Below are 22844 nucleotides of genomic sequence, written 5' to 3'. Positions count from 1 at the left end.
TTGAAAGAATATCTTAAACTTTTAAAAGAAGAGAAAAATTTTCGCCTCTTAAGCATCATTCAGCTTATATGCTATTTTGGCGTATGGTTTTCGCACACAGGTATTTTTACCCTTCTTATCAAGCTTGACGCTCCTGTTTGGGCAATTACGCTAAGTGCAGCGATGGCATTTATCCCAGGTGTTGTCATAGCTCCATTTAGTGGAATTTTAGTTGATAAATTTAGCCCAAAACCAATGCTTGTCATCATGATGGCAGTTGAGACGATAAGCGTTTTCATGCTTCTTTTTATAGACTCACTTGATTTTTTATGGCTACTTTTACTTATTATTTTTGTTAGAAATGGCACTGGCGGAATGTATTTTCAAGTAGAGATGAGCGTACTGCCAAAAATTTTAAGCAAAGAAAATCTCAAACTCGCAAATGAGATCCACTCTATCATCTGGCAGTCTCATACACCGCTGGCATGGGGCTAGCGGGAGTTTATATACATTTTTTTGGGATAAAAAGCGCATTTTTGCTTGATGGCATACTATACATTTTTAGCTTTGGATTTTTATATTTTTTAAATTTACAAGGTCTAAAGCCAGAATTTATAGAAAAGCCTCTAAAAATGCTCAAAAATGGGCTTAAATATCTAAAAGAAAATAGACTCATCGTGCATCTTATATTCTTGCACGCCTTTGTTGGCATTACCGCTTATGACGCATTGATCGCACTTTTGGCTGATTACAAATATGCAAATTTACTCTCAACATCGCTAGTTATAGGACTATTAAATACCTCAAGATCCATTTCACTTATGTTTGCTCCAGCCATACTTAGCAAATTTATAAATAAAAATACGCTTATTTTCGTATATATCGGTCAAGGTCTTGGTATTATCATTTGGGCTTTATCGCTTTGGAATTTTTATCTATCGCTTATTGGCATTATCTTCGCTGGATTTTGCACATCAAGTCTTTGGAGCTACACCTATACGATGCTTCAGCAAAACTGCAAAAAAGAATTTTATGGCCGAGTGATTGCATATAACGATATGGTTTTTCTTGGCTTTAGCGCTCTCATTTCATTTATCATTGGTCTGCTTTATGATATTGGACTTAGCGTTGAGATGATTGCGAGTTTTATGGGAAGCCTCTTTTTTGTAGGAGCTTTTTACTATCACATCGTATTAAAAAGCTACAAAATAAAGTGATTGATTTTAAATTAAGTCGCCCAAGTTAAAAGGCGACTTGGCAAATTTTTATTTTTTTAGATAGTAGGTAGTTCCATTTGAAAAGCGCTTTTCATAAGCTGGAGTGTAAGGCACAAGATCAGCGTGCCCAGCGTAAAGCCTACCATCTGGCTTAAGCAACTTATGAAGCCTCTCAACGCATTTTAATCTAAAATCATCATCAAAATAGATCATCATATTTCTTGAAAGCACGATATCAAATTTTCCTAGATTAAAAATAGCATCATCAAAAACATTTAAAATTTTAAACTCGCACCTTGGTAAAATTTCTTTTTTTATCTTAAATTTATCATCGACTTTTGTAAAAAATCTCTCTTTTTGAAAATCGCTTAATCTATGCAAGCTCCTCTCACTAAAAATACCATTTTGACAGCTTGCTATGGCTTCTGAGTTTATATCTATACCTACGATTGAAATTTCATGCTGTTTAAATCCCATCTCATAAGCAAGCATCGCAAGCGAATATGACTCATCTCCAGTAGAGCAAGGAGCACACAAAATTCTAGCTCCTCCAAGCTCCTTTGCGTAATAGATCACATCTTTAAGCTGAGGCAACTCCCTATAAAAATAAGTCTCATTTACAGTTACTAGATTTAAAATGTCTTGTCGCAAGCTTGAGTTATATTTTATCATCGAAACAAGATCTTTAAAGCTTTTTATCTGACGATCTCTAATAAAAATGGTAATTCGCTGCAATGTAATATCTCTTTTTGGCTCCAGATCAACTCCGCAAAGGGTTTTGATAACGTTCATAAATTCATTAAAACTATCCATATCTTGTGAAGTATTTGTTTGCATTGTTTTTGTATCTTTTGCGTCATTAGTTAATAGCATTTAAAAAATCCTCCAGCTCTTTTTTTATCATAGTTAGATTTAATGATTTTAAGCTTTGATTTAGCTCTTTTGCACGTTTTGGCATACCATAAACTATCGCGCTCTCTTCATTTTCAGCTATACATTTTGCTCCAGCCTTATAAAGCTTATCAAGCCCAGATGCACCATCATCTCCGATGCCAGTTAGCAAGATAGCTAAGACATTTGCGCTTTTGCAAATTCCAACTCCAGATTTAAACAACACATCAACATTTGGCGTATATATAGTCTTTTCTTCCGTATTTGGCTTTGCACTGATTGGTAAATTTGGCGACACCACTACATTTTGCTCGCAGACATATACGGTATTTTCTTTTAAAATTTTCCTCTCATTTAAAATTTCAACATCCAAGCCACACTCTTTTCCTATTTGCATAGCAAAAGAATTTATAAACATTTTATTCATGTGCTGGGCTATCACGATGATAGCTCCATTTAGTTTTACGTTTTTTAATAACTTTTTTAAATGTCCAGGCCCGCCAGTAGATGCCCCTATTAATATTAATTTTTGTGCCACAAATAGCCTTTAAAATTTTAATTTAATATTTAGCTTACGCCACTTTTTTTGTATATCGTCAATATCCCTGCCACTCTTTATATGCCTTGCTAATTTTTAAGCAAATTTATAGATCATTTCTTTGTGATCTTATATAAAAAGCTAAAAATTTCAGCAACAGCTTTATATAAATTTGGTGGAATTTCTTGATCAACTTCAACCTTGCTTAAAATTTCAATAAGATCAGGATCCTCTTTGATCGGTATATCATGTTCTTTTGCAAGATCAATTATTCTATTTGCTATCTCACCAGCGCCACTAGCCAGCACTCTTGGAGCATTATCTTTAGATCTGTTGTAGCCAAGAGCTACTGCTTTTTTCTTATTTACTTGCATTAAATTTTCTTATCAAAGCCCACATCAAGGCCACCAAATTTTTTAAATCTATCATTTAGCTTCACTTTTGACAAAGTTTTTATATTAAAGTTTGAAACTATAAGTCCAAGCTTTGATATTGCTTGTTTTAATTCGCTAGAGTTTGAGAGGATTAGCTCCTTAAACTCATTTGTTTGCGTAGCTACCGAGAGATCAATGTACCTTTTATCAATAAGTCCAACCATCACATTTATCTGTCCAAATTTCTTAAAATTTAGATCGATCTGAGCGTAAAATTTATCCTTTTTGCCTTGCTTAAATGCGATATTTCCACCCTCAACGCCGTCCCAAATATAAGGCATATAAGTTTGGATCCCGCCTTGAAGGCTTGATATCATTTGATGCATCTCGATCTGCGAAATCATCTTATTTGCAGCATTTACGCTTTGCGGATTTTGACTCTTTTCACTGATATTTAAAAGTGTACTTTTTATATCTTGGCTTAGCACCTTTGAAATTTCGTTGCTATTTTTAGTCGTAATATTATTTATATCGTTTGTAGCGAGATTTAGTTGTTTTAAAAGCGCCTTGCTCTCACTTAGTTCATTTTTAGCCAAACTTGCCTTAGCATCAGCAAGACTTAGGCTATGAGCAAGACGCCTCGCCGCGCTTTGGAGCTTATCTTGCAAGCTACCATCCTTTGAAACATCGCTCATCTCATTAAATGCCTTTACAAGCCCTGCTTCATCGCCTATATTATTTAGCGTTTTTAGATCGTTTTTTATGCTATCAAGGATAGTTTTTAGCTCTTTGTGATTTTGGCTAAAACCAAAATTTTGATTTAGCTTTTCATTTGCTAGGCTTGCGACTTTCTCGCTTAAATTTGAGATGAAATTTTGCATTTTGCCTATTTGATTTTTTACTAGCTCGCCATTTTGATCTTTTGAAAAATTTTTATCTAAAAATTTAACCACACTATCAAGCTTATCAACATCTTTTAAAAGGGTTTTTATGCTTGAGTTATCAAGGATGTTTTTTGCGTCATTGCTCGCTTTTTCAAGTATAGAAGCAAGTTTTGAAAAAGAATTTTGATTGTCTAATTTTTCATCACTTAGGGTTAAAATTTGATTTAGTAAATTCCCGCTTGAGAGATTTTTTATATCGCTTAGTAGCTTCTGAACCGAGCTTGGAAGCTTCTCTGGGCTAAGTGCGTGTTTTAAATTTGCTTCAAGCATTACGCCTGAGTTTTTGATCTGATCATTTAGTGAGCCGGCTTTTAGATCGGCTATTGGTTTTAGAAATTCTTTTAGCTTTAGTGCAAGGCTCTTTATCTCACTATTTTCATTTTGCGCTGCTTCTGCTTCTAAACTTTTTGCAAGGTCTGATAGCTCGCTGGCTAAATTTGGAGAGATTTTCGTGTCTTTTGCCTGAGATAAAATTTGTTCAGCCTTGCTAAGACTTGAAGCGCTTTTTAGATCATCAAGCACTCTTGCAACGAGTTTCCCAACATTATCAAGTGTCTCTGAAATGCTTTGCTCACTAGGCGTTTGTACGCTTGGCTGATTTTTAAAAAGCGAGCCTTCATTTTTACGAACTGGCACATTTTGAGCAGTATTTTGTCCAGTTTGAACCGAAGTATTTGATATATTCAAAGAATTTCCTACGTTCATTTTTTACTTTTTATTTTTTCTATCGACAAAATTTCCATTTTGCTCAATAGTAGCGATACCAGCCGTCCTTGCAACGAGCCTGTCGTTATACTCTTTTCTCATGTGCTGTGGTATTGTCTTTTGCGTTAGTGCAAATAAAATAAGCCCAGCAAAAAGCACCAAATAAACATAGATAAAGCCAAATGCTCCAAAAATTTTCATCGCATAGCTCATAAGAAGCGGTGAGAAAAGCGAAGCCAAAGAGTAGCTAAATAGCAAAGCACGTGCGACTTGCACACTCTTTGTCTTGTCTGTGATCTCATCATTTGCTCTAGCTAAAGAAAGTCCATATGTGCAAAAAATTCCAGCTCCAAAAAAGAATGAAAGTAGATATTCAATCGTTAAATTTTTGCCATTTAGCAAAAACAAAACCGCGCTTATTAAAGCCACGCTGCTACAAAGCAAAATAGCTGGCCTTCTGCCATATCTATCAGAAAAACTACCGATAAAAACTTGAGCTAAAAAGCCTCCGATCATCGCAACCGTCATAAAAAACGATGCCTCTTTTGTGCCGTATCCTTGAAGCAAAACAAAAAGGCTTGCCATCGAAAAAAAGCCATTTATTGCTAAGCCTGCAATGAGCGCGCCAACAAGAGCAAGCGGAACGATACCAAAAATTTTTGGGATGTTTATGGGCTGACGCTCTGGGATTTGAGGCTGATTTATACGGATCAAATTTAAAGGAATGCTTGAGAGCATGATAAAAGCTGCACTTATGATAAAAATTTCAAAGGTATTAAGGTTAAGCGCCAAGATCAAAATGCCAAGTCCAAAACTTGTGTAAAAAACGCCTTCATAAAAGGCTATCACGCGAGATCTTATTTTATTTGGAATTTTTGCATTTAGCCAGCTTTCTATAACCATCAAAAGCGCATAGTAGCAATATCCCAAAAATGCACGCAAGATCGCCCAGAATGCTAAATTTTGATTTACCGCATGAAGCATAGCTGAGACTGCAAAAATGGCTGAAAAGATGGCAAAGGCTCTTATGTGGCCAGTAGTTGAGATGACTCTGTGAGCTGTAATGGTGCTAATTAACGCGCCTACAAAAAAGCCTGTATTGATTAATCCAATCTCTAGCTCACCCACTCCATTTTGCTTAAGAAGTGCGCTACAAGATGCGATGACTAGGCCATTTCCGATAAAAAGCAAACTCATGCCCAAAAATAGCGGTCCCATCGAGCGGATGATCCTAAAGCTACTTGCCATCAGTATCCTTTGTGGTATTAAACTTATTCTCCATAAGCCCAAAAATAAATGCGCCAATTGGCATCGGAGCAAGCCCAACTAAAAAGCCAGGCACGTTTAGTAAATTTTCATTTTTTAAAAATATAAATCCAAAAAAAAGTATCGCATACGCAACCAAGCGATAAGGCATAAAAGCTGCCACAAAGCTTCTATCTTTAAATGAAAATTTCTGCTTTTTTAGCCTTGCTTTTTCATCTTTTAGGCTAAACTCTTTTGCCTCCCTCTGGGGCAAATTTTCTTCATCCTCTTCATCCTCTTCTTCTATCTTGGCTAAAATTTCATCTCTTGCATTTTCTAGCCTTGAGTTTATGCGATTTTTATAGGCAAAAAAGCTAGCCGTTAGGATGATAAGCGAGGCAAAAAATGAAATTTGTGAGCTTATAAAAAATTGATTTGATATAAATTTGCCAACCACGCTAAGGGCTAGCCAAAGCGCAAAGTAGCAAATAAAAATCCTGCTAATCGTCCTCGTCATCATCGTCTTTTTTATAGCCCTTATATCTAGTCTCATCCTTTAGCTCATCTAGGCTTTTAACCTGTGCTTTGTAAGCTTTATAGACATTTAAAATGGCAGCTGCGATGCCAATAGCAAAGCCTATCCAAAGAGCTGGCGTAAAATTTGTAGCCTTTTTTACAAAATACCCAAGTCCGGTGCCAAGCAAGATCGCAACTACGATTGAAACTCCAAGGCTTAGCTGCTCAGCACCCGCTACGATATCTTTTATCTTAAATTTTGCCATTAGGCTTTTATCTCCAAAAACGCCTCTTTAGCTGCGCTTACCGCTAGATCGATATCCGCTTCACTCATCGCATCGCAGACAAATCCAGTCTCAAACTGGCTAGGTGCAAGATAAATTCCACGCTTAAGCATCGTTTGGTGAAATTTAGCAAATAGCTTTGTATCGCTCTTTAACGCATCGTCGTAGTTTTTTACGGCGTGATCTGTAAAAAAGTAGCCAAACATAGAGCCACGAACATCAGTTTGGATAGTAATGCCAGCACTCTTTGCAGCCTCTTTAAAGCCGTCCATTAGTTTTTTAGCTAGTTTTTCAAGTCTAGAATATAAATTTGTATCGCTATTTATCTTAGAAATAGCCGCTATACCAGCACTCATCGCTACTGGGTTGCCACTTAGCGTGCCTGCTTGATAGACAGCGCCCTCTGGGCTTAAGCAGTCCATTATCTCAGCCTTGCCACCAAATGCAGCGACGTTCATACCTCCGCCTATAACCTTGCCAAATGTAATGAGATCAGCGTCCACTTCGTGAAATGGATATGATCCAAACCGAGAAGCTCTAAAGCCACTCATAACCTCATCAAGGATAAGCACAGCTCCAAATTTATCGCAAAGTGCTCTAAGCTCCTCTAAAAATTTCTTATCAGCTGGCACAAGCCCCATATTTCCAGCGATAGGCTCGATTATGACGACGCCTATCTTGTCTTTATTGTTTTCAAAGATGGCTTTTACGCTTTCTATATCGTTATAAACTGCTAGATAAGTGTTTTTCACAACATCTTGTGGCACGCCGCTGCTTGAAGCGTTGCCGTATGTCGTAGCGCCACTTCCTGCTTTGATAAGAAGTGCATCGCTGTGTCCGTGGTAGCAGCCTTCAAATTTTATTAGTCCATCTTTTTTAGCATATCCTCTAGCCACTCTGATAGCGCTCATGGTAGCCTCTGTGCCAGAGCTAACGAAGCGAATTTTATCTATTTGTTTAAACTCATCGCATATTAGCTTTGCTAGAGCGGTCTCTTTTGGAGATGGCGCGCCGTAAGATACGCCTTGTTTTACAGCAGAGATGATAGCTTCTTCGATATCTTTGTCGCAGTGACCAAATATGAGCGGTCCCCAGCTTTGGATAAAGTCAAGGTATTTTTTGCCCTCGACGTCGTATAGATAAGCACCCCTAGCGTGATCTATCATCACAGGCTCACCACCAACACTACCAAATGCTCGCACTGGTGAATTTACCCCGCCTGGGATATATTTTTTGGCTTCGCTAAATGCCTCTTTATTTGTCATTTTTTATCCTTTTGATTTTGTGTTTTTAGATTTATTTTTTGATTATCTTTTGGGTTTGTAGCTGGTTTTACTGCTGACTTTGGTGCTTGCGTAGTGGCGGTTTTTGCTGACTCAGCTGGCTTAGCTGGTGCAGTTTTTGCTGACTCAGCTGGTTTTGTAGCAGGGGCGGATTTAGCAGATTGCTCTGGCTGTTTTTGCGTCGTATCAGTATCAACTGGCTTGTTTAAATTTTGCGCTTTTGCTGCTTTTAAAGGAGTTTTCATCTTATTCGTGATGTATTCATAAAGGATGGTTGTCTCCTCGTCTGTTAAAAAGTAGCTTGGCATGACACCTTTTGGCTTTGTTAAAGCGGCTTTAAAGCTCTCAAAATCTATATCATTTATCTTTGGTGCTCTAAGCTCATCATCAACCGTTTTGTTTGTTTTTTTGTCAAAGTGTTTGTATTTGGATATCAGACTACCCTCGCCCTTTGCACCGTGACATTTGTCGCATCCTATGCCACGTGGATTTAGGTATAGCATCTTGGCGTACTCGGTTTTTGTGATAAAATCAGCACCAAAAATCGCCACGCAAAAAAGCAAAATCAAAAAAACAGACCTCATAAACCTCTCTTTTAAAAATTTAATTTATTTTTAGGTATGATACCACCCTTGTGATTAAAAAAGCTTTTAAGTAAGGATCGAATATGAAAATTTTAGACGGAAAAGCCGTATCTTTAAAGGTCAAAGAAAGCGTAAAAGTAAGAGCTGATGAGCTAAAGAAATTTGGTGTTGAGCCAACCTTGGCCGTCGTCTTAGTCGGCGAAGATAAAGCATCTCAAACATACGTTAGAGCCAAAGAGAAAGCCTGCAACGAATACGGCATAAAAAGCGTGGCTCACCGTCTAAGCGAAAATACAACCCAAAACGAGCTACTTGCCCTTATAAACGTGCTAAATTTAGACGATAGCATCCACGGCATCTTGGTTCAGCTGCCACTGCCAAAGCATATCGATACAAACGTCGTGCTCGCAGCGATCGATCCACGAAAAGATGTAGATGGCTTTCACGCTGTAAATGTTGGCAAACTTGTTAGCGGACTTGATGGCTTCGTGCCTTGCACACCGCTTGGTGTGATGGAAATTTTAAAAGAGTATGGCATAGAAGTGGCTGGGCTAAATGCAGTGGTGATCGGCAGAAGCAACATCGTTGGCAAGCCTATGGCAAATTTACTCCTAAATGCCTCTGCAACGGTTACTGTGACACATAGCAAGACTAAAAATTTAAAAGAAATTTGCAAAAATGCTGACCTCATAGTTGCAGCCATTGGCAAGCCATTTTTCTTAAAGGCTGATATGGTAAAAGATGGCGCAGTAGTCGTTGATGTGGGCATAAATAGACTTGATGATGGCAGGCTTGTGGGCGATGTGGATTTTGAAGAGGTCGCACCAAAATGCTCATATATCACGCCTGTTCCTGGCGGCGTTGGACCTATGACCATAGCCATGCTTTTAAACAACACCATCCTTGCTGCACAGGCAAAAAAAATTAAAGAGTGAGATAATGAAGAGAGCTTTTACTAAATTTTATGACTTTTGCTCGAGCTGGACAGGCACGGTTATCATCGTTTTGCTTGTCATTTTCTTTGTGGCTCAAGCCTTTGTGATCCCGTCTGGTTCGATGAAAAACACACTTTTGGTTGGGGATTTTTTATTTGCTAAAAAGTATGTTTATGGCATACCAACACCAAGAATTCCTTGGCTTGAGGTGAAAATTTTACCTGAGCTAAATGACAATGGTCACCTTATAACTGGCGATGGTCCTGCAAGGGGCGATATAGTCGTTTTTCGCTATCCAAACGATGAGAAAACTCACTTTGTAAAGCGCTGCTTTGCAACTAGCGAGGACGAGATCGTTTTTACTGAAAAAGCCCTCTATCTGCGCCCAAAAGAGGGAGATAGCTTCATAAAGGCAAACTGCCGTGAAAATTTAAATGGCAAAGAGAGTAAATTTGGCTACTCATGCAGCGACATAGCCGAGCTTGATGGCAAACTTTTCATAAAAGAGCCGTATAGATTTAGTGGCATCCATTACGACGAAAATGTAAATTTATTTGAGCAGATGGTTTTCATGCTAAATACAAACAAATCAAACGTTTTTATGAAGCCAGCGCTCATTAGCTCACTACCGCAAAATCAAAATTTTAACTTTAACGCTTTTTACGTCAAAGTGCCAAAAGATGAATACTTTATGATAGGCGACAACCGCGATCACTCAAACGATAGCCGTTTTTGGGGAAGCGTGGCTTACAAGGACATAGTCGGTCAGCCTTGGTTTATTTATTTTAGCTGGGATAGCAACTACAATGTGCGCTGGGAGCGTATCGGACGCTTTGTAGATACGATAGAAAATGATGAGTTTTTCACAAAACAAGCTCTAAAAGAGGGAGAAGTTGATGGACTTCACTAATTTTGATCCCATAAAAGTCGCCACTATCGTCATCTCTTTAATAATCGCCATCGTAGGCCACGAGATCGCTCACGGATATGTCGCTTATAAATTTGGCGACAACACCGCAAAAAGCCTTGGCAGACTTAGCATAAATCCAATAAAACACATCGATCTTGTTGGCACTATCATCGTGCCACTGGTGCTTTATCTAAGCACTGGCATGATGTTTGGCTGGGCAAAGCCAGTGCCTGTAAATACCTACACAGTCGTGCGAAATGGCGGATACAAGGCAGCTATCTACGTAAGTCTAGCTGGTATTTGCTACAACATCATCCTAGGTATCTTGTCGCTTTTTGTGTTAAAGGCTCTGCTAAACATAGAAACCTTTGAAATTTTACTTCAGTTTTTATTTACGCTTGCGCTTTTAAATTTGATGTTAGCCATCTTTAACCTCTATCCGATCCCGCCACTTGACGGCTTTCACGCGCTCGAGTATGCGCTTAGAAATTTTGGCTTTCACGCACTGGCAGAAAAGCTTGAGGGCATCTCGCGATATGGCTTTGTCATCCTTATCATCATCCTCGTCTCGCCTTTAAAAGATACTATCTTTTATCCGACAAGATACGTTTTAGATATCGCAAGCGCCTTTATAAATGGCTAAATTTAGAGTAAATTTGCTCTAAATTTTTGGCTTTGTGATCTTATAAGAGTACTCTTTTTTAAATTCCTCTTTTGGCGCAAGGCTAAATTTAAGCTCCACCTTGCCATCTTTGCTGATATCTTTTTTATCAAAGCCCTTTATCTCGACCTTTACCGCCTCGTCAGCAGATACTGGCACGCGTTCAACCAAAGTGACATCGACACTCTTACTTGAGTTATTTTTAACACTTATCTCATAGCCCTCTTCGCTTATGCGGTCTTTGCCAAGAAGCGAGCTCTTTTTCAATTTATTTAATCGCTCTTTTTTAAGCTCGATTAGCTCGTTTTGTCCTAAAAATAACTGCACTGGCTCATCTTTTGCTTTCATCTCAAACTCGCTTGGACTACCAACACTCACACCATTAACATAAAACTGCGTTTTAGCTGGCGTTAGATCGTCATTTAGCTTAAAGCTAGCTACGTTATATGCCTTTAGTGAGCCGTAAAAATCAGCAAAAACGCTAAAATTTGCATCCATTTTTTGCGTGTCGTAAGTTATATATTTACTCTCGCCTTTTGCTAAATTTATCCCATCTATCTTCCAAATTTTGGCAAACTCGTTCTCATCTCTTTGCACACGCATATCAGCGACCTCAGCAGTGACTTTCGCAGCTCTTAGCATATTTTTTGAAGCACCGTAACCATCAGCCTCCACCTCGCTCTCCTCGTACCAAGGGTAAAACTTGCTTGGAGCAAGAGCCTTTTGATATCTGGTTGGATAGATAGCGAGCTTTAAATTTTTAACTTCACTAGCATATGGGTTGGTGAGTAAAATTTCTTGTTTTATCAAGATATTTTTGTTTTTTGTGTCTGCATAAATTTCATTTAGCGTCTTTGGCGCCTCATCATCCATATATGAAAGCGTCGCCTCTTTTGGACTGCAAGCAAATTTCATATCAAGCTGCAAAAATCCAGCCATCTCACTCTTTGGCTCATTTTTATTAAGCGCTTCAAGCTCACTTTTAGCAGCTGAAATTTTCTCGATATTTTCTAGGCTAAATTTATAAAACTCATTAGCTCTTTTTGTCACATCGTTACTTTTGTTTTCTTCTATCAAAGCTTGCTCTATAAACCTACCTCTTGCATTTAGCGCCTCAAGCTTGCTACTTAAATTTGCAACTTCTTGCTTCCATTTTATGTAGCTTGGGCTATTTTCTTCACTGATCTTTTTTAAATAAGCATTCGCGTCACAATCACCATTTATAATGATGCTCTCACTCTGCACGCCTTCTGGTACAAAGGCGCTAAAAGAGCTATTTGCGTCACTAAATTTTTGAGTGATTATGGTTTGATCCGTGTAGATCTCTATCAAATTTTCATTTGCAAAGGCTAGTGTAGAAGCCACCAAAAAGAGCACTTTTTTCACATTTTCTCCTTTAAATTTTTGGTAAATTATAGCTTCATTTTGGCTGAGAGTAAAATTTTATTTTAATGCAACTTTGACTATAATCAACAAAAAATTTAACGGACTTTTCATGAAGATAGACAAAGTTTTCTTAGCTAGCGATCACGCTGGTTTTGAGCTAAAAAACGAGCTTAAAGAGGCTATTAAAGGGCTTGGATACGAAGTAGTTGATCTTGGCACAAACGATAAAAATAGCGTTGATTACCCTGATTATGCGCATTTGCTAGCAAGCAAACTTGAGCCTAACTGCTACGGCGTGCTAGTTTGTGGCACAGGCATAGGTATATCAATAGCTGCAAACAGGCATGAAAACGTAAGGTGTGCCCTTTGCCACGACGAATTTACCGCTAGACTTGCAAGAGAGCACAACGACGCAAACGTGATCGCTTTTGGTGCAAGGGTTATCGGCGCAGGTGTGGCTATATCGGCAGTAGAAGCCTTTTTAAAGACTGAGTTTGCAGGCGGCAGACACAAAAGAAGAGTCAAAAAAATAGAGCTTGAGGCAGGCAAATGATAGGCGAGTGGATCGTTTTTACCGCTCTTATTTGTGCTGCGATCTACCTAACCGTCATGGTTTTTTACTTCAAAACGCTTCTAAAAAAAGAGCGTGCGACAAAAGATTTTATGAAAAATAACCTCCAAGACACCGAGGTCGTCATAAGAAAATTTCAGATCCAACTCCAACGAAGTCTAGGCAACATCGACATCTTGACAGACGAGCTAAATAAGACCAAAAACGACGTAACCTCACTTCGCACAAGAAATTCCCAGTACCGCTTAGAAAACGACAAGCTAAGACAACGCATCCGTGAGCTTGAAGGCAAGATCGAAGCGCTACTATAACCTCAAATTTAAGGAAATTTATGAAAATTTTAGATCAAAATGGAAGAGAATTTTTACTAAACTCTATTCGCTGCATAAACGACTTTCCAAAGCCTGGCATAGTCTTTCGCGACATCACGACACTACTAAACAACAAAGAAGCATTTAACTTTTTGATAGATCATTTAGTGGCGAGATATGAGGGTGCAAATATCGACTACATCGCTGGTATTGAGTCTCGCGGCTTCATCTTTGGCGCGGCACTTGCAGCAAGGCTAAGGCTGCCTTTTGTACCTATTCGTAAGCCAAAAAAACTGCCTTTTATCACGCTTTCTCAAAAATATAGCCTAGAATATGGCGTCGATGAAGTGCAAATTCACATCGATGCTTTTGGAGAAAAAGCAGGTGCTAGAGTACTTTTAATGGACGATCTCATAGCCACTGGAGGCACTGCAAAGGCCTCAGTTGAGCTTATCAATCAAACTAACGCAACCTGCGTAGAGGCGTGCTTTCTCATAGATCTAGTCGATCTAAAAGGTAGCGAAAGGCTAAAGTCGCTTACTAAAATTTACAGCGTTTTAGAGGTTTAGAATGGAAGAGTTTTTTATAGAACTGCTTAAAGAGTACGGCTACATCATACTTTTTGTCTGGTGTATCATGGAGGGCGAGATGGCCTTAATAATGGCTGGAATTCTCGCTCACACCACACATATGCACATCGCGCTTGCTATCTTTGTGGCTGGACTTGGAGGCTTTGTGGGAGATCAAATTTACTTCTATCTTGGCCGTTACAATAAAAAATACATCGCAAAAAAGCTTCACACACAGCGGAGAAAATTTGCAGTGGCGCACATAATGCTGAAAAAATACGGCTGGCCGATCATCTTTTTGCAACGCTATATGTATGGCTTTCGTGTCATCATACCGCTTTGCATAGGACTTACCGGCTATGACGCTAAAAAATACGCCTTTATAAATTTAATCAGCGCTTGGTGCTGGGCGGCGATCACCACCATACCTGCTTGGATACTTGGCGAGCATATATTAGTGCTGCTTCAAAAAGCAAAAGAGCACTGGTACGTCGCTATCCCGGTGGTTGCCATATTTATGGGGCTTTTGATATACACATTTAAGCGCATCGAAAATAAAATTTTAAACGAAAGGAGAGATAGAAAACATGCAGTTTCAAATAGTTGATAAAAAATTAAAAGATATAAAAGCTGACATTGAACTAATTTTCATAGTGGATAAGGACTTAAAACATAAATTTATAAGCGATAAAGAGGCTATTAAATTTAACAATTACAAAGGCGATAGTGTCCTCATCCTAAGCGAGGCAAAAAGGGCTTACGTGCCACTTTCCAAGTTTGATCTTGACGAGCTTAGAGTTGCAGCCGCTAAAGCTTATAACGCACTAAAATCGCTAAACATTAAGAGTATAAAGCTAGCTTCTTACGTAGCGGAGTGTCAAAAACTAAGTTTTGAAGCACTTGCTGAGGGTTTTTTGCTAGGAAGCTATGAATTTAATAAATATAAAGAGAAAAAAGAGAAATACACCCTTAAAGAGATCATCTTTTCTACTGAAGAATTTTCTGGCAAAAAGGTCGATCTAAAGGCTGCAAATGAGGGCTTTAAAGAGGCAGAGATAATAGCAAGTGCTACAAATTTCGCAAAAGATATCGTAAATGAAATCCCAGAAATTTACACACCACAAAAGATGGCCGAGGATGCGCAAAATTTAGCTAAAAATATCGCCAGCATAAAGTGCGAGGTCTATGACGAGAAATTTCTAGCAAAAGAGAACATGAACGCATTTTTGGCGGTAAATCGCGCAAGTGTGCATAAGCCAAGGCTCATCCACCTAACCTATAAGCCTAAAAAGTCTAAAAAACGCATCATCTTTGTTGGCAAAGGCCTAACATACGATAGCGGCGGACTTAGCTTAAAGCCAGCTGACTATATGCTTACTATGAAGTCAGACAAAAGCGGCGCAGCAGCAGCTCTTGGCATTATTAAAGGTGCAGCAGAGCTAAATTTACCATTTGAAATTCACGCCATTTTAGGTGCCACTGAAAATATGATCGGTGGTAACGCCTACAAACCTGATGACGTGCTTATTTCAAGAAGTGGCGTTAGCATAGAGGTTAGAAACACCGACGCAGAGGGACGTTTGGTCTTGGCTGACTGCCTAAGCTACGCGCAGGACTTTAAGCCAGACATCCTAATCGACATGGCAACCTTAACTGGCGCTTGCGTCGTGGGGCTTGGCGAATACACAACAGGCATCATGGGCAACAGCGAGAGCCTAAAAAGCGAGTTTAAAAACAAGATAAAAGATAGCGGCGAGCTAGCGACTACGCTTGATTTTAACCCTTATCTTAGCGAGCTTATCAAAAGCCAGATCGCAGACGTTAGCAACTGCGCCTCAAGCAGATATGGCGGCGCGATCACAGCTGGCATGTTTTTAGCCAAATTTATCAAAGATGAATATAAAGATAAGTGGCTACACCTTGATATCGCAGGCCCAGCATACCGCGAAAAGGCTTGGGGATACAATCAAACAGGTGCGAGCGGGGCTGGCGTGAGGATGAATTTATACTTTTTACAAGCACTTAGCAAGGAGAATTGATGGGACTTTCAGTTGGAATAGTAGGCCTACCAAATGTGGGCAAATCAACGACATTTAACGCACTTACAAAGGCGCAAAATGCCGAGAGTGCGAACTATCCGTTTTGCACTATCGAGCCAAACAAAGCCATCGTGCCAGTGCCTGATAAGCGCCTAAATGAGCTTGCAAAGATAGTAAGTCCTAATAAAATTCAATACTCAACCATCGAATTCGTAGATATCGCAGGCCTTGTAAAAGGGGCTAGCTCTGGCGAAGGGCTTGGCAATAAATTTTTATCAAACATCAGAGAAACCGAGCTTATTTTACACATAGTTCGCTGCTTTGAGGATGAGAACATCACTCACGTCGAGGGCAGCGTCGATCCAGTAAGAGACATCGAGATCATCCAAACCGAGCTGATACTAGCTGACATCGAGCAGTTAAACAAAAAGATAGAAAAGCTCACAAGAGAGGCAAAAGCAAATGCAAAAGGCGCTAAAGAGGTGCTTGAGATAGCAAATTTACTTCTAGCTCACCTAAATGATGGCAAAAGCGCAAGCAGCTTTGAGCAAAGAGATAGCGAGGTGTTTTTGGCACTCAACAAAGAGCTAAGACTACTAAGCGCAAAAGAGGTAGTTTATGGCGCAAATGTCGATGAAGAGGGACTTAGCGAAGATAATAAATTTGTAAAAGCGTTAAAAGAGTACGCAAAAGCCTCAGATCACGAGGTGATCAAGCTTTGCGCCAAAGTAGAAGAGGAGCTAATCGGACTAAGCGACGAAGAGGCACACGAGTTTTTAGCCTCTCTTGGCACGAGCGAAAGCGGACTTGAAAAGATCATCAAAACGTCTTTTGCAAAGCTAAATTTGATAAGCTATTTCACCGCTGGCGTCGTGGAAGTAAGGGCTTGGACGATCACAAATGGCTGGAAAGCGCCAAAAGCAGCAAGCGTCATCCACAACGACTTTGAGAGGGGTTTTATCAGAGCTGAAGTGATAAGCTACGAGGACTACATTGCACATAGCGGCGAAAACGGAGCTAAAGAGGCTGGCAAGATGAGACTTGAGGGCAAAGACTACATCGTACAAGATGGCGACGTGATGCACTTTAGGTTTAATGTCTAAATTTAGCCCTTTTTGGGCTAAATAGTCAAAAAATATTTAATCCTTGGGCTGCATAAGGTAAATTAAAACTTCCTTATTATAGTTGATAAAAATTCTTTTGAAAAATATACTAAGCTATATCGTCTTATTAATATCTTATTGATACATAAGCTTCTCTATACAAGCAATGATGTAAAAGCTATCAGCTCTGTGATATCAATATGGGTTTTATAAGTAAAGATAATAGCTTAGTTGCAGAGGTTGACGATATTGACTATTTAGTAAATTTTAAAATAATACACTCATTATATTTTACAAGCTTTCATACCTATAATAAATTTTGAAAACTATGAGTTTTATGATTATAAAAACATGTTACTATTTTAAGCTCATATTATAATGGATATATGAAAAAACCACCAAAGTCTGAGCAAATAGCACCGGCCACGAGTAAGGTATAAAAATTTTACTTATATGCCTAGCATATTTATTTTATTATTCCAATGGTCTCAGCAAATTTAAGCTCTTTATTTTCAAAGAGATTGTATTCGATCACATCTTTTTCACTAAGTATCACGATAGTTGAGCCAAGATCGAAATTCCCAAGACGCTCGCCCTTTTTGATATGTAAATTTTCATACTCGTAAATTTGTGTAAAATTTGCCATCGCATTTGTCTGTATACGCTCATCAAAACAAAATTTCATCTTTCCGACATTTAGCGCACCTACAAAAACAAGCCAAAGTTTTTTACCATTTTTCATCTCACAAGATAGTGCGACGCGTTCGTTCTTTGTATAAAGACTATCCACTTTTGCAAGCCATTTTGCAGCCACGCTATAAAGTTTACCCGGAATATATATGGCTTTTTTAATGGCAATATCGCAAGGCGCATGATAATGATGATAATCTTTTGGGCTAAGATAGATATTTGCAAAGTCATATTCGCCCTCAAGCTCACTCTGCCCCAATAGTTCACTTACACTATACTCCATGCCTTTTATGCTAAAGGCCTTTAGTTCCTTTGTACTGCCAAAACTAAGACAAGTACCATCAACTGGGCTTATAAACATCTCATCTGCTACATCAAAATCTCTTGGTTTTATGAGCCTTCTAGTAAAAAGCTCATTTAAATTTTTATATTCATTTGCTGGTTTAAACTCGCTCATGTCTATCTTAAACAGCTTTATGTAAAAAGAATTTATGGCTTCTTGAAGTGGTTTGAAAAAGTTAATCTTTGCAACCTTTCCAAAAATTTGAGAAAACAGATTGTCTTTATTCATTTTATTCCTTACTTAAATTTAATATTGCAATCTCACTTGGAGCAAAAATTCTAACAGGAGGCCCCCAAAATCCAGCACCACTACTAACATAAGCTTGCATTTTATCATTAATCTTATAAAGTCCATGTAAAAATCCCTGGTCAAGTAAAACCAAAAGACCAAAAGGAAAAATTTGACCAGCGTGTGTATGTCCGCAAAGCACTAGATCAACGTCTTGCTGCATTGATTTTATAAATTTTGGCTGATGGGAGATCAAGATAGTAGGTAGCGACGGGTCACATCCTGTCAATGCTTCATCTAAATTTGGCTCTAAATGTTTAAACCTAATGCCAGCCAAATCGTAAACGCCAGCTAGATTTATACTCGCAATTTTTTTGTTTTTATTACCTAAAATTTCTATGCCAAGAGAACTGATCTTTTCTAAAATACCATCTATCCCATGATAATACTCATGATTGCCGGGGACATAGAAAGTCCCATAAGTGCTTTTAAGACTTTTTAATGGCTCTAAAAAATCTCCTATAAAAGCAGCATTTACATCAACCAAGTCGCCCACTATCACTACGATGTCAGGATTTGCCAAATTTATGTCATTGACGAGTTTTTTCATAAAGTCTTTCTGCAGAAATTCTCCTATATGTATGTCCGTTATCATGGCTATTTTTAAGCTGCTTTGTAAATTTTTTATTTTTATATCTACTTGTCTGATCTTTGGTGGTGTTAAAGCATTGAAAATACCTTTTAAAAAACAAGCAATTACAAAAATGACAAATGTAATATCAAAGCAAAATTTTATAAATTTTCGTCTTGTTGGACTAAAACTACTTTTAGAAAAAAAGCTACGCAAAATATCATAAAATAGACTAACAGCAAACAAAAATAGCGAAAAGCCTATGAGCGTACCAGCGATCAAATAAAGCTCAATACTTAAAAATGAAAACCTGATCTGAAGAACAAATATAAACTCAAGAATACAAATAACATATAGAAGTATTCTAATTTTTGCAAGATATGGTATAAAAAACGAGACCTTTTTTATGAAACGATTATACGAATAAAAATTTATAAGAAAACTAAATATAAATGCTCCAATAATAATTCTCAAAAGCCCCAAAAAACTCTCCTTGTAAAAAATAAAAATTATATTTTATATTTTTAAATTTGTACTATAAAATTAATATCTTATTTTTAATGTTATTAGTCTTAAAAATTGTATAGTTTTGGACGTATAAAAAATGATTTAAAGTTGAGTAAATCTAATATTTATTTAAGTAAGTAAGGTGGGACAAAGCCCACCTTATAAAGAATTATTTAACTTTACCAGTTCCATTCTTTGTTTGTGGATCTCACGAAGTTTTCTTATATCGTTTTTAACTTCGAATACACCATGCCAGTGTGAGTAGTCAGGACCACCCATTAGAGCGCCTTGTCTCATACGACGACCTTCATGGTGCCACATATGATAATAGACATCTTGGAATTCATCTTCCCAAGCATCTTCTAGTAGTAGGTTTTTAGCTTTCAACTCTTCAAGCATCTTAGTTGCTTCAGCATTGTAAACGTTATAAAGCTCTACTTGTTTATCACCCATAATGAAGAAGTTATCTGTATGAGTTGATGTATGGCAAGCTTTACAAACTAGCTTCATCTCAGCTCTTGCTGCTTCTGGTCCATTTGGATGACCTGCTAGAGGTGTTCCTACGTTTAGTTTGCCAGTTTTTTCGTAAACAACAGCAGCTTGTTCATCACCAGCTGTTCTTAGCTTACTGCTGACGCCCCATAGGTTCCATTTTAGTCTTCTTGAAACGTTGTGAGTTGTTGTTGTTTCACCAACACCACTCATGTGGCAAGCTGCACAAGTTGGAGCTCTAAAGTCTGGTACATCCCATGTATCAGGAGCAGCATCAAAATTCCATTTGTGAGCTTCGCTATTATAGATATGTCCGTGCATTGAGTTGTTAAAGATCTCAATATCTGGGTGATCAGGTCCAAGGTGGCAAGATGCACAAGCAGCTGGTTTTCTAGCTTCAGCTATGCTAAATGTGTGTGCGCTGTGGCATGATTTACATCCGCCTACGCCACCATCAGGATAAACATTACCTATACCGTAGTTTGGCCAAGTCTCTTTTGTAGGTTTGTGATCAGCGTCTAGTTTGATGACGGTTCCGTGGCACTGAGAACAACCAGTAGCGTCTGGAGCCATTTTGTATTCTGGATGATCCATACCTTCATAGTGATACATTAGTTTTACTATCACAGGGTTAGCATACATTTGCATAGCACCTCTTGCGTGACCACTCTTAACAAATTCTTCAACCTCATTTTCGTGACACTTAGCACAAGTTTTTGGGCTAACTAGCATTGAAACATGGTTGTTAGAATCTTTTGGATGCACCTTAACTGAAGCCATAGGATTATCTGCATTTACAGAGTGGCAATCCATACAACTTACGCCAACGTGAGCGTGGCGACTATTTTTCCAATCGGCAACTATGCCGGGTGTCTCTTTAGCGTGGCACTCAACACAGCTTTTTGATAAGTCTGACATTTTGTGAGCAACTTTAATGTTTTTTACAACATTAAGGTTTAAAGCGTCAGATTTATTTGCATCCATGTTTGCGGCAAAGCCAAAAGACATTAGACAGGCTAATAACATTAGCGACTTTTTAAACATCTCTCCTCCTTACTTGGTTTTATTGTTTTCTTGTTTTTTAATTGCTTCAAATTTATCGATTTGTAGTCCTAAATTCTTGTGACCAACGTGCTCGTGGCAGTCAACACATGATTTTTTATTAGGATTTCCAAGAACGAAATAATCTCTATGTGGCAAGAATGATTTACCAGCTTGAATAACATTTTTTAAATTTGAGTGGCAAGTCAAACATCCACTATCATAGACAAAGTGAGATGCATGCTCGCGTTTTTTGCGCCAGTCGATCTTGTCCGTATCTGTAAAAAATGTCTTATAACCATCATTTATCGATACTTTAAGTTTTGTAAGTACATAGGTATAGGCACTTGTATGATTTAGGTGACAGGCTGAACATTCAGCTTTTATGCCAAGCTTGTTATTGCCACCGTGTACATCTTCATGATATGCAGCATTCATAGGATCCATAGTGTGGCAAATGGTACAGATGTAGCCGCTACCAGTTGCATGAAGCGCATCAGCAATACCCATAGACGCAATAAGTCCGATCACAATGCCGATAATAACAGATGACCAAACAAAAAATTTCTTCTTAACTTCAGCCAAAATCTCCTCCTGAATTTATCAATATATCGTAAATTTTTACGAAAATTTTAAGTGAATACTATCAAAAAATATATAAATTTTTTCTTTAAGTAAATAAAAATATTTATTTGATATTAACTTTCAATAAGAATAAATTTCTTGCAGTCCACCTACATCTTTTTCCAAAATTTGGTTCTTTTCGTCAAGTTTAACCAAACCATTTGTTTTAAATTTATTTAAAATCCTTGAAAAAGTTTCTGGAGTCATATTAAGTATTGATGAAATTTTTGTATGTTTTAGCTCATTAAATAAATCTTCATGATCTAAAATAAACCTAGCCACTTTTTCTTCTGAGCTTAAAATTAACTCTTGATGAAGTAGATTTGTTGTGATTCTTATCTTTTCAGACATTGATTTTAAAAATTTCATACAAATTTCTGGTTTTATTAAAAATTCTGCTGCAAATTTTTCATAATTTATCTTTAATACCTCGCCAGATATGGTAAAAATGGCACTAGCCGGGTAGACAATATTTTCAAAATTTACGACTTCAGCTACAAAATTCATAGGTGCTAACTGATGAATAAAAATTTCTTTTCCGTTTGCCGTGGTTTTATAAAGCTTAACAGAGCCACTTATCAAAAATATTAACCATTTTGGCTCCTCGCCTTCTATAAATAAAAATTCGCCCTTTTTATACTTTTTTACAACACTTATGGCTTCAAGTTTGGCTAAATCTTCTTCGTTTAAGCCTTGAAAAAATGGGATTTTCTCTATCATATTTTCACTCGCCTTTTTTTACTCGCTTTTTTAAAATAAAAATATTTTAGCATATAAAAATAAGATAAATTTTAATAGATTTTCAAAGGGAATTTTCCCTTTGAATTTATGAAATTATTTTTTAAGTAGATCTCTAATCTCAGTTAGAAGTGCTATGTCAGCTGGAGTTTCAGGCTCTGCTGGAGCTGGCTCCTCTTTTGGTAATTTATTTTTAAGTGTATTTAAAGCTTTGATAACGCAGAAAATACAAAATGCGATTATTAAAAAATCAACCATTGTTTGTATAAATGAGCCATAGTTTATCGTAACAGCAGGTACGCCATCTACCGCTTCTTTTAGTGTAAGCTTAAGATCAGTAAAATTTACACCGCCAGTTAAAACGCCAACAACTGGCATGATGACATCACCAACTAGTGATGAAACGATCTTTCCAAACGCGCCACCTATAACAACACCAACAGCCATATCTATGACATTTCCACGCATCGCAAATTCTTTAAATTCGCTTATAAAACTCATTGTT

25 protein-coding genes and 1 pseudogene are annotated in these 22844 nt (G+C 37.8%); 10 read left to right on the top strand and 16 right to left on the bottom strand.

From position 1 onward, the window contains the following. Positions 1–1196: pseudogene (locus tag A3835_03455) on the top strand (MFS transporter). A 48-nt stretch (positions 1197–1244) separates the two neighbouring features. On the opposite strand, the gene A3835_03450 reads toward A3835_03455, so the two are convergent. The 9 genes from A3835_03450 to A3835_03410 form a co-directional block, all read right to left on the bottom strand. Next, on the bottom strand, positions 1245–2033 hold the full coding sequence (locus A3835_03450; GenBank protein ORI08763.1) for an SAM-dependent methyltransferase: 789 nt from the start codon (positions 2031–2033) through the stop codon (positions 1245–1247). Between the two features lie 22 nt (positions 2034–2055). Beyond that, entirely contained in the window at positions 2056–2625 is a 570-nt protein-coding gene (locus tag A3835_03445; GenBank protein ORI08597.1) for a chemotaxis protein CheB, read from the bottom strand. A 113-nt stretch (positions 2626–2738) separates the two neighbouring features. Further along, positions 2739–2999: a type III secretion system protein gene (locus A3835_03440; GenBank protein ORI08596.1), complete on the bottom strand. Its 261-nt coding sequence runs from the start codon at positions 2997–2999 to the stop codon at positions 2739–2741. Beyond that, positions 2999–4648, bottom strand: coding sequence for a flagellar hook-length control protein FliK (locus A3835_03435; GenBank protein ID ORI08595.1), 1650 nt, complete (start codon positions 4646–4648; stop codon positions 2999–3001). Before A3835_03435 ends, A3835_03440 begins: the two co-directional genes overlap by 1 nt. A gap of 3 nt (positions 4649–4651) precedes the next feature. Then, entirely contained in the window at positions 4652–5896 is a 1245-nt protein-coding gene (locus tag A3835_03430) for an MFS transporter (protein ORI08594.1), read from the bottom strand. Further along, positions 5886–6413 (bottom strand): hypothetical protein, encoded by a 528-nt coding sequence (locus A3835_03425; protein ID ORI08593.1) that lies wholly within the window; start codon positions 6411–6413, stop codon positions 5886–5888. Before A3835_03425 ends, A3835_03430 begins: the two co-directional genes overlap by 11 nt. Further along, complete coding sequence (locus A3835_03420) at positions 6394–6675, bottom strand: arginine biosynthesis protein ArgJ (protein ID ORI08592.1); 282 nt, start codon at positions 6673–6675, stop codon at positions 6394–6396. The genes A3835_03425 and A3835_03420 overlap by 20 nt, the downstream gene beginning before the upstream one ends. Then, positions 6675–7958: a glutamate-1-semialdehyde aminotransferase gene (locus tag A3835_03415; protein ID ORI08591.1), complete on the bottom strand. Its 1284-nt coding sequence runs from the start codon at positions 7956–7958 to the stop codon at positions 6675–6677. The genes A3835_03420 and A3835_03415 overlap by 1 nt, the downstream gene beginning before the upstream one ends. Next, the gene (locus tag A3835_03410; GenBank protein ID ORI08590.1) at positions 7955–8560 is read right to left on the bottom strand and encodes a hypothetical protein; all 606 of its coding nucleotides are present in this window, start codon (positions 8558–8560) and stop codon (positions 7955–7957) included. Before A3835_03410 ends, A3835_03415 begins: the two co-directional genes overlap by 4 nt. 83 nt (positions 8561–8643) lie before the next feature. On the opposite strand from A3835_03410, the gene A3835_03405 reads away from it, so the two are divergent. From A3835_03405 to A3835_03395, 3 genes are read left to right on the top strand one after another with little or no spacing between them, the layout of a single operon-like run. Beyond that, positions 8644–9495, top strand: coding sequence for a bifunctional methylenetetrahydrofolate dehydrogenase/methenyltetrahydrofolate cyclohydrolase (locus tag A3835_03405; GenBank protein ORI08589.1), 852 nt, complete (start codon positions 8644–8646; stop codon positions 9493–9495). A gap of 4 nt (positions 9496–9499) precedes the next feature. Next, the gene (locus A3835_03400) at positions 9500–10405 is read left to right on the top strand and encodes a S26 family signal peptidase (GenBank protein ID ORI08588.1); all 906 of its coding nucleotides are present in this window, start codon (positions 9500–9502) and stop codon (positions 10403–10405) included. Continuing rightward, the gene (locus A3835_03395) at positions 10392–11048 is read left to right on the top strand and encodes a peptidase M50 (GenBank protein ID ORI08587.1); all 657 of its coding nucleotides are present in this window, start codon (positions 10392–10394) and stop codon (positions 11046–11048) included. Before A3835_03400 ends, A3835_03395 begins: the two co-directional genes overlap by 14 nt. An 18-nt stretch (positions 11049–11066) precedes the next feature. On the opposite strand, the gene A3835_03390 is transcribed toward A3835_03395, so the two are convergent. Beyond that, positions 11067–12452, bottom strand: a complete 1386-nt coding sequence (locus tag A3835_03390; protein ORI08586.1) for a hypothetical protein — start codon at positions 12450–12452, stop codon at positions 11067–11069. A gap of 109 nt (positions 12453–12561) precedes the next feature. Here A3835_03390 and A3835_03385 point away from each other — a divergent pair, with 109 nt between their 5' ends. From A3835_03385 to ychF, 6 genes are read left to right on the top strand one after another with little or no spacing between them, the layout of a single operon-like run. Then, complete coding sequence (locus tag A3835_03385) at positions 12562–13005, top strand: ribose-5-phosphate isomerase (GenBank protein ORI08585.1); 444 nt, start codon at positions 12562–12564, stop codon at positions 13003–13005. Then, complete coding sequence (locus tag A3835_03380) at positions 13002–13334, top strand: hypothetical protein (protein ORI08584.1); 333 nt, start codon at positions 13002–13004, stop codon at positions 13332–13334. Before A3835_03385 ends, A3835_03380 begins: the two co-directional genes overlap by 4 nt. A 20-nt stretch (positions 13335–13354) precedes the next feature. Further along, a complete protein-coding gene (locus tag A3835_03375; protein ID ORI08583.1) occupies positions 13355–13903 on the top strand; it encodes an adenine phosphoribosyltransferase in 549 nt (182 codons plus the stop codon). Between the two features lies 1 nt (position 13904). After that, complete coding sequence (locus tag A3835_03370) at positions 13905–14510, top strand: hypothetical protein (GenBank protein ORI08582.1); 606 nt, start codon at positions 13905–13907, stop codon at positions 14508–14510. Next, positions 14491–15942: a leucyl aminopeptidase gene (locus A3835_03365; GenBank protein ID ORI08581.1), complete on the top strand. Its 1452-nt coding sequence runs from the start codon at positions 14491–14493 to the stop codon at positions 15940–15942. The genes A3835_03370 and A3835_03365 overlap by 20 nt, the downstream gene beginning before the upstream one ends. After that, positions 15942–17045: a redox-regulated ATPase YchF gene (gene ychF, locus A3835_03360; protein ID ORI08580.1), complete on the top strand. Its 1104-nt coding sequence runs from the start codon at positions 15942–15944 to the stop codon at positions 17043–17045. The genes A3835_03365 and ychF overlap by 1 nt, the downstream gene beginning before the upstream one ends. Positions 17046–17511: 466 nt before the next feature. Here ychF and A3835_03355 read toward each other — a convergent pair whose 3' ends face one another. The 6 genes from A3835_03355 to A3835_03330 form a co-directional block, all read right to left on the bottom strand. Beyond that, positions 17512–18306 (bottom strand): phosphatidylserine decarboxylase, encoded by a 795-nt coding sequence (locus tag A3835_03355; protein ID ORI08579.1) that lies wholly within the window; start codon positions 18304–18306, stop codon positions 17512–17514. A 1-nt stretch (position 18307) separates the two neighbouring features. Continuing rightward, a complete protein-coding gene (locus A3835_03350) occupies positions 18308–19420 on the bottom strand; it encodes a metallophosphatase (GenBank protein ORI08578.1) in 1113 nt (370 codons plus the stop codon). A gap of 183 nt (positions 19421–19603) precedes the next feature. Beyond that, positions 19604–20980 (bottom strand): beta-ketoacyl-ACP synthase, encoded by a 1377-nt coding sequence (locus A3835_03345; protein ORI08577.1) that lies wholly within the window; start codon positions 20978–20980, stop codon positions 19604–19606. Positions 20981–20989: 9 nt separating this feature from the next. Further along, entirely contained in the window at positions 20990–21562 is a 573-nt protein-coding gene (locus A3835_03340; GenBank protein ORI08576.1) for a cytochrome C, read from the bottom strand. Between the two features lie 120 nt (positions 21563–21682). Further along, positions 21683–22321: a transcriptional regulator gene (locus tag A3835_03335; protein ID ORI08575.1), complete on the bottom strand. Its 639-nt coding sequence runs from the start codon at positions 22319–22321 to the stop codon at positions 21683–21685. A 114-nt stretch (positions 22322–22435) separates the two neighbouring features. Further along, on the bottom strand, positions 22436–22840 hold the full coding sequence (locus tag A3835_03330; protein ORI08574.1) for a large-conductance mechanosensitive channel MscL: 405 nt from the start codon (positions 22838–22840) through the stop codon (positions 22436–22438). Positions 22841–22844: the final 4 nt, after the last annotated feature.

The sequence above is a fragment of the Campylobacter concisus genome, from assembly GCA_002092835.1.
Classification (GTDB): Bacteria; Campylobacterota; Campylobacteria; order Campylobacterales; family Campylobacteraceae; genus Campylobacter_A; species Campylobacter_A concisus_K.
Note: the sequence above shows the minus strand (reverse complement) of the source record. Positions and strands in the feature narration are given on the sequence as shown.

Coding starts and splice junctions, on each gene's coding strand:
- A3835_03450 (ORI08763.1), bottom strand. CDS start 2,033: ATGCAAACAAATACTTCACAAGATATGGATAGTTTTAATGAATTTATG.
- A3835_03440 (ORI08596.1), bottom strand. CDS start 2,999: ATGCAAGTAAATAAGAAAAAAGCAGTAGCTCTTGGCTACAACAGATCT.
- A3835_03435 (ORI08595.1), bottom strand. CDS start 4,648: ATGAACGTAGGAAATTCTTTGAATATATCAAATACTTCGGTTCAAACT.
- A3835_03430 (ORI08594.1), bottom strand. CDS start 5,896: ATGGCAAGTAGCTTTAGGATCATCCGCTCGATGGGACCGCTATTTTTG.
- A3835_03425 (ORI08593.1), bottom strand. CDS start 6,413: ATGATGACGAGGACGATTAGCAGGATTTTTATTTGCTACTTTGCGCTT.
- A3835_03420 (ORI08592.1), bottom strand. CDS start 6,675: ATGGCAAAATTTAAGATAAAAGATATCGTAGCGGGTGCTGAGCAGCTA.
- A3835_03415 (ORI08591.1), bottom strand. CDS start 7,958: ATGACAAATAAAGAGGCATTTAGCGAAGCCAAAAAATATATCCCAGGC.
- A3835_03410 (ORI08590.1), bottom strand. CDS start 8,560: ATGAGGTCTGTTTTTTTGATTTTGCTTTTTTGCGTGGCGATTTTTGGT.
- A3835_03405 (ORI08589.1), top strand. CDS start 8,644: ATGAAAATTTTAGACGGAAAAGCCGTATCTTTAAAGGTCAAAGAAAGC.
- A3835_03400 (ORI08588.1), top strand. CDS start 9,500: ATGAAGAGAGCTTTTACTAAATTTTATGACTTTTGCTCGAGCTGGACA.
- A3835_03395 (ORI08587.1), top strand. CDS start 10,392: ATGGACTTCACTAATTTTGATCCCATAAAAGTCGCCACTATCGTCATC.
- A3835_03385 (ORI08585.1), top strand. CDS start 12,562: ATGAAGATAGACAAAGTTTTCTTAGCTAGCGATCACGCTGGTTTTGAG.
- A3835_03380 (ORI08584.1), top strand. CDS start 13,002: ATGATAGGCGAGTGGATCGTTTTTACCGCTCTTATTTGTGCTGCGATC.
- A3835_03375 (ORI08583.1), top strand. CDS start 13,355: ATGAAAATTTTAGATCAAAATGGAAGAGAATTTTTACTAAACTCTATT.
- A3835_03370 (ORI08582.1), top strand. CDS start 13,905: ATGGAAGAGTTTTTTATAGAACTGCTTAAAGAGTACGGCTACATCATA.
- A3835_03365 (ORI08581.1), top strand. CDS start 14,491: ATGCAGTTTCAAATAGTTGATAAAAAATTAAAAGATATAAAAGCTGAC.
- ychF (ORI08580.1), top strand. CDS start 15,942: ATGGGACTTTCAGTTGGAATAGTAGGCCTACCAAATGTGGGCAAATCA.
- A3835_03355 (ORI08579.1), bottom strand. CDS start 18,306: ATGAATAAAGACAATCTGTTTTCTCAAATTTTTGGAAAGGTTGCAAAG.
- A3835_03345 (ORI08577.1), bottom strand. CDS start 20,980: ATGTTTAAAAAGTCGCTAATGTTATTAGCCTGTCTAATGTCTTTTGGC.
- A3835_03335 (ORI08575.1), bottom strand. CDS start 22,321: ATGATAGAGAAAATCCCATTTTTTCAAGGCTTAAACGAAGAAGATTTA.
- A3835_03330 (ORI08574.1), bottom strand. CDS start 22,840: ATGAGTTTTATAAGCGAATTTAAAGAATTTGCGATGCGTGGAAATGTC.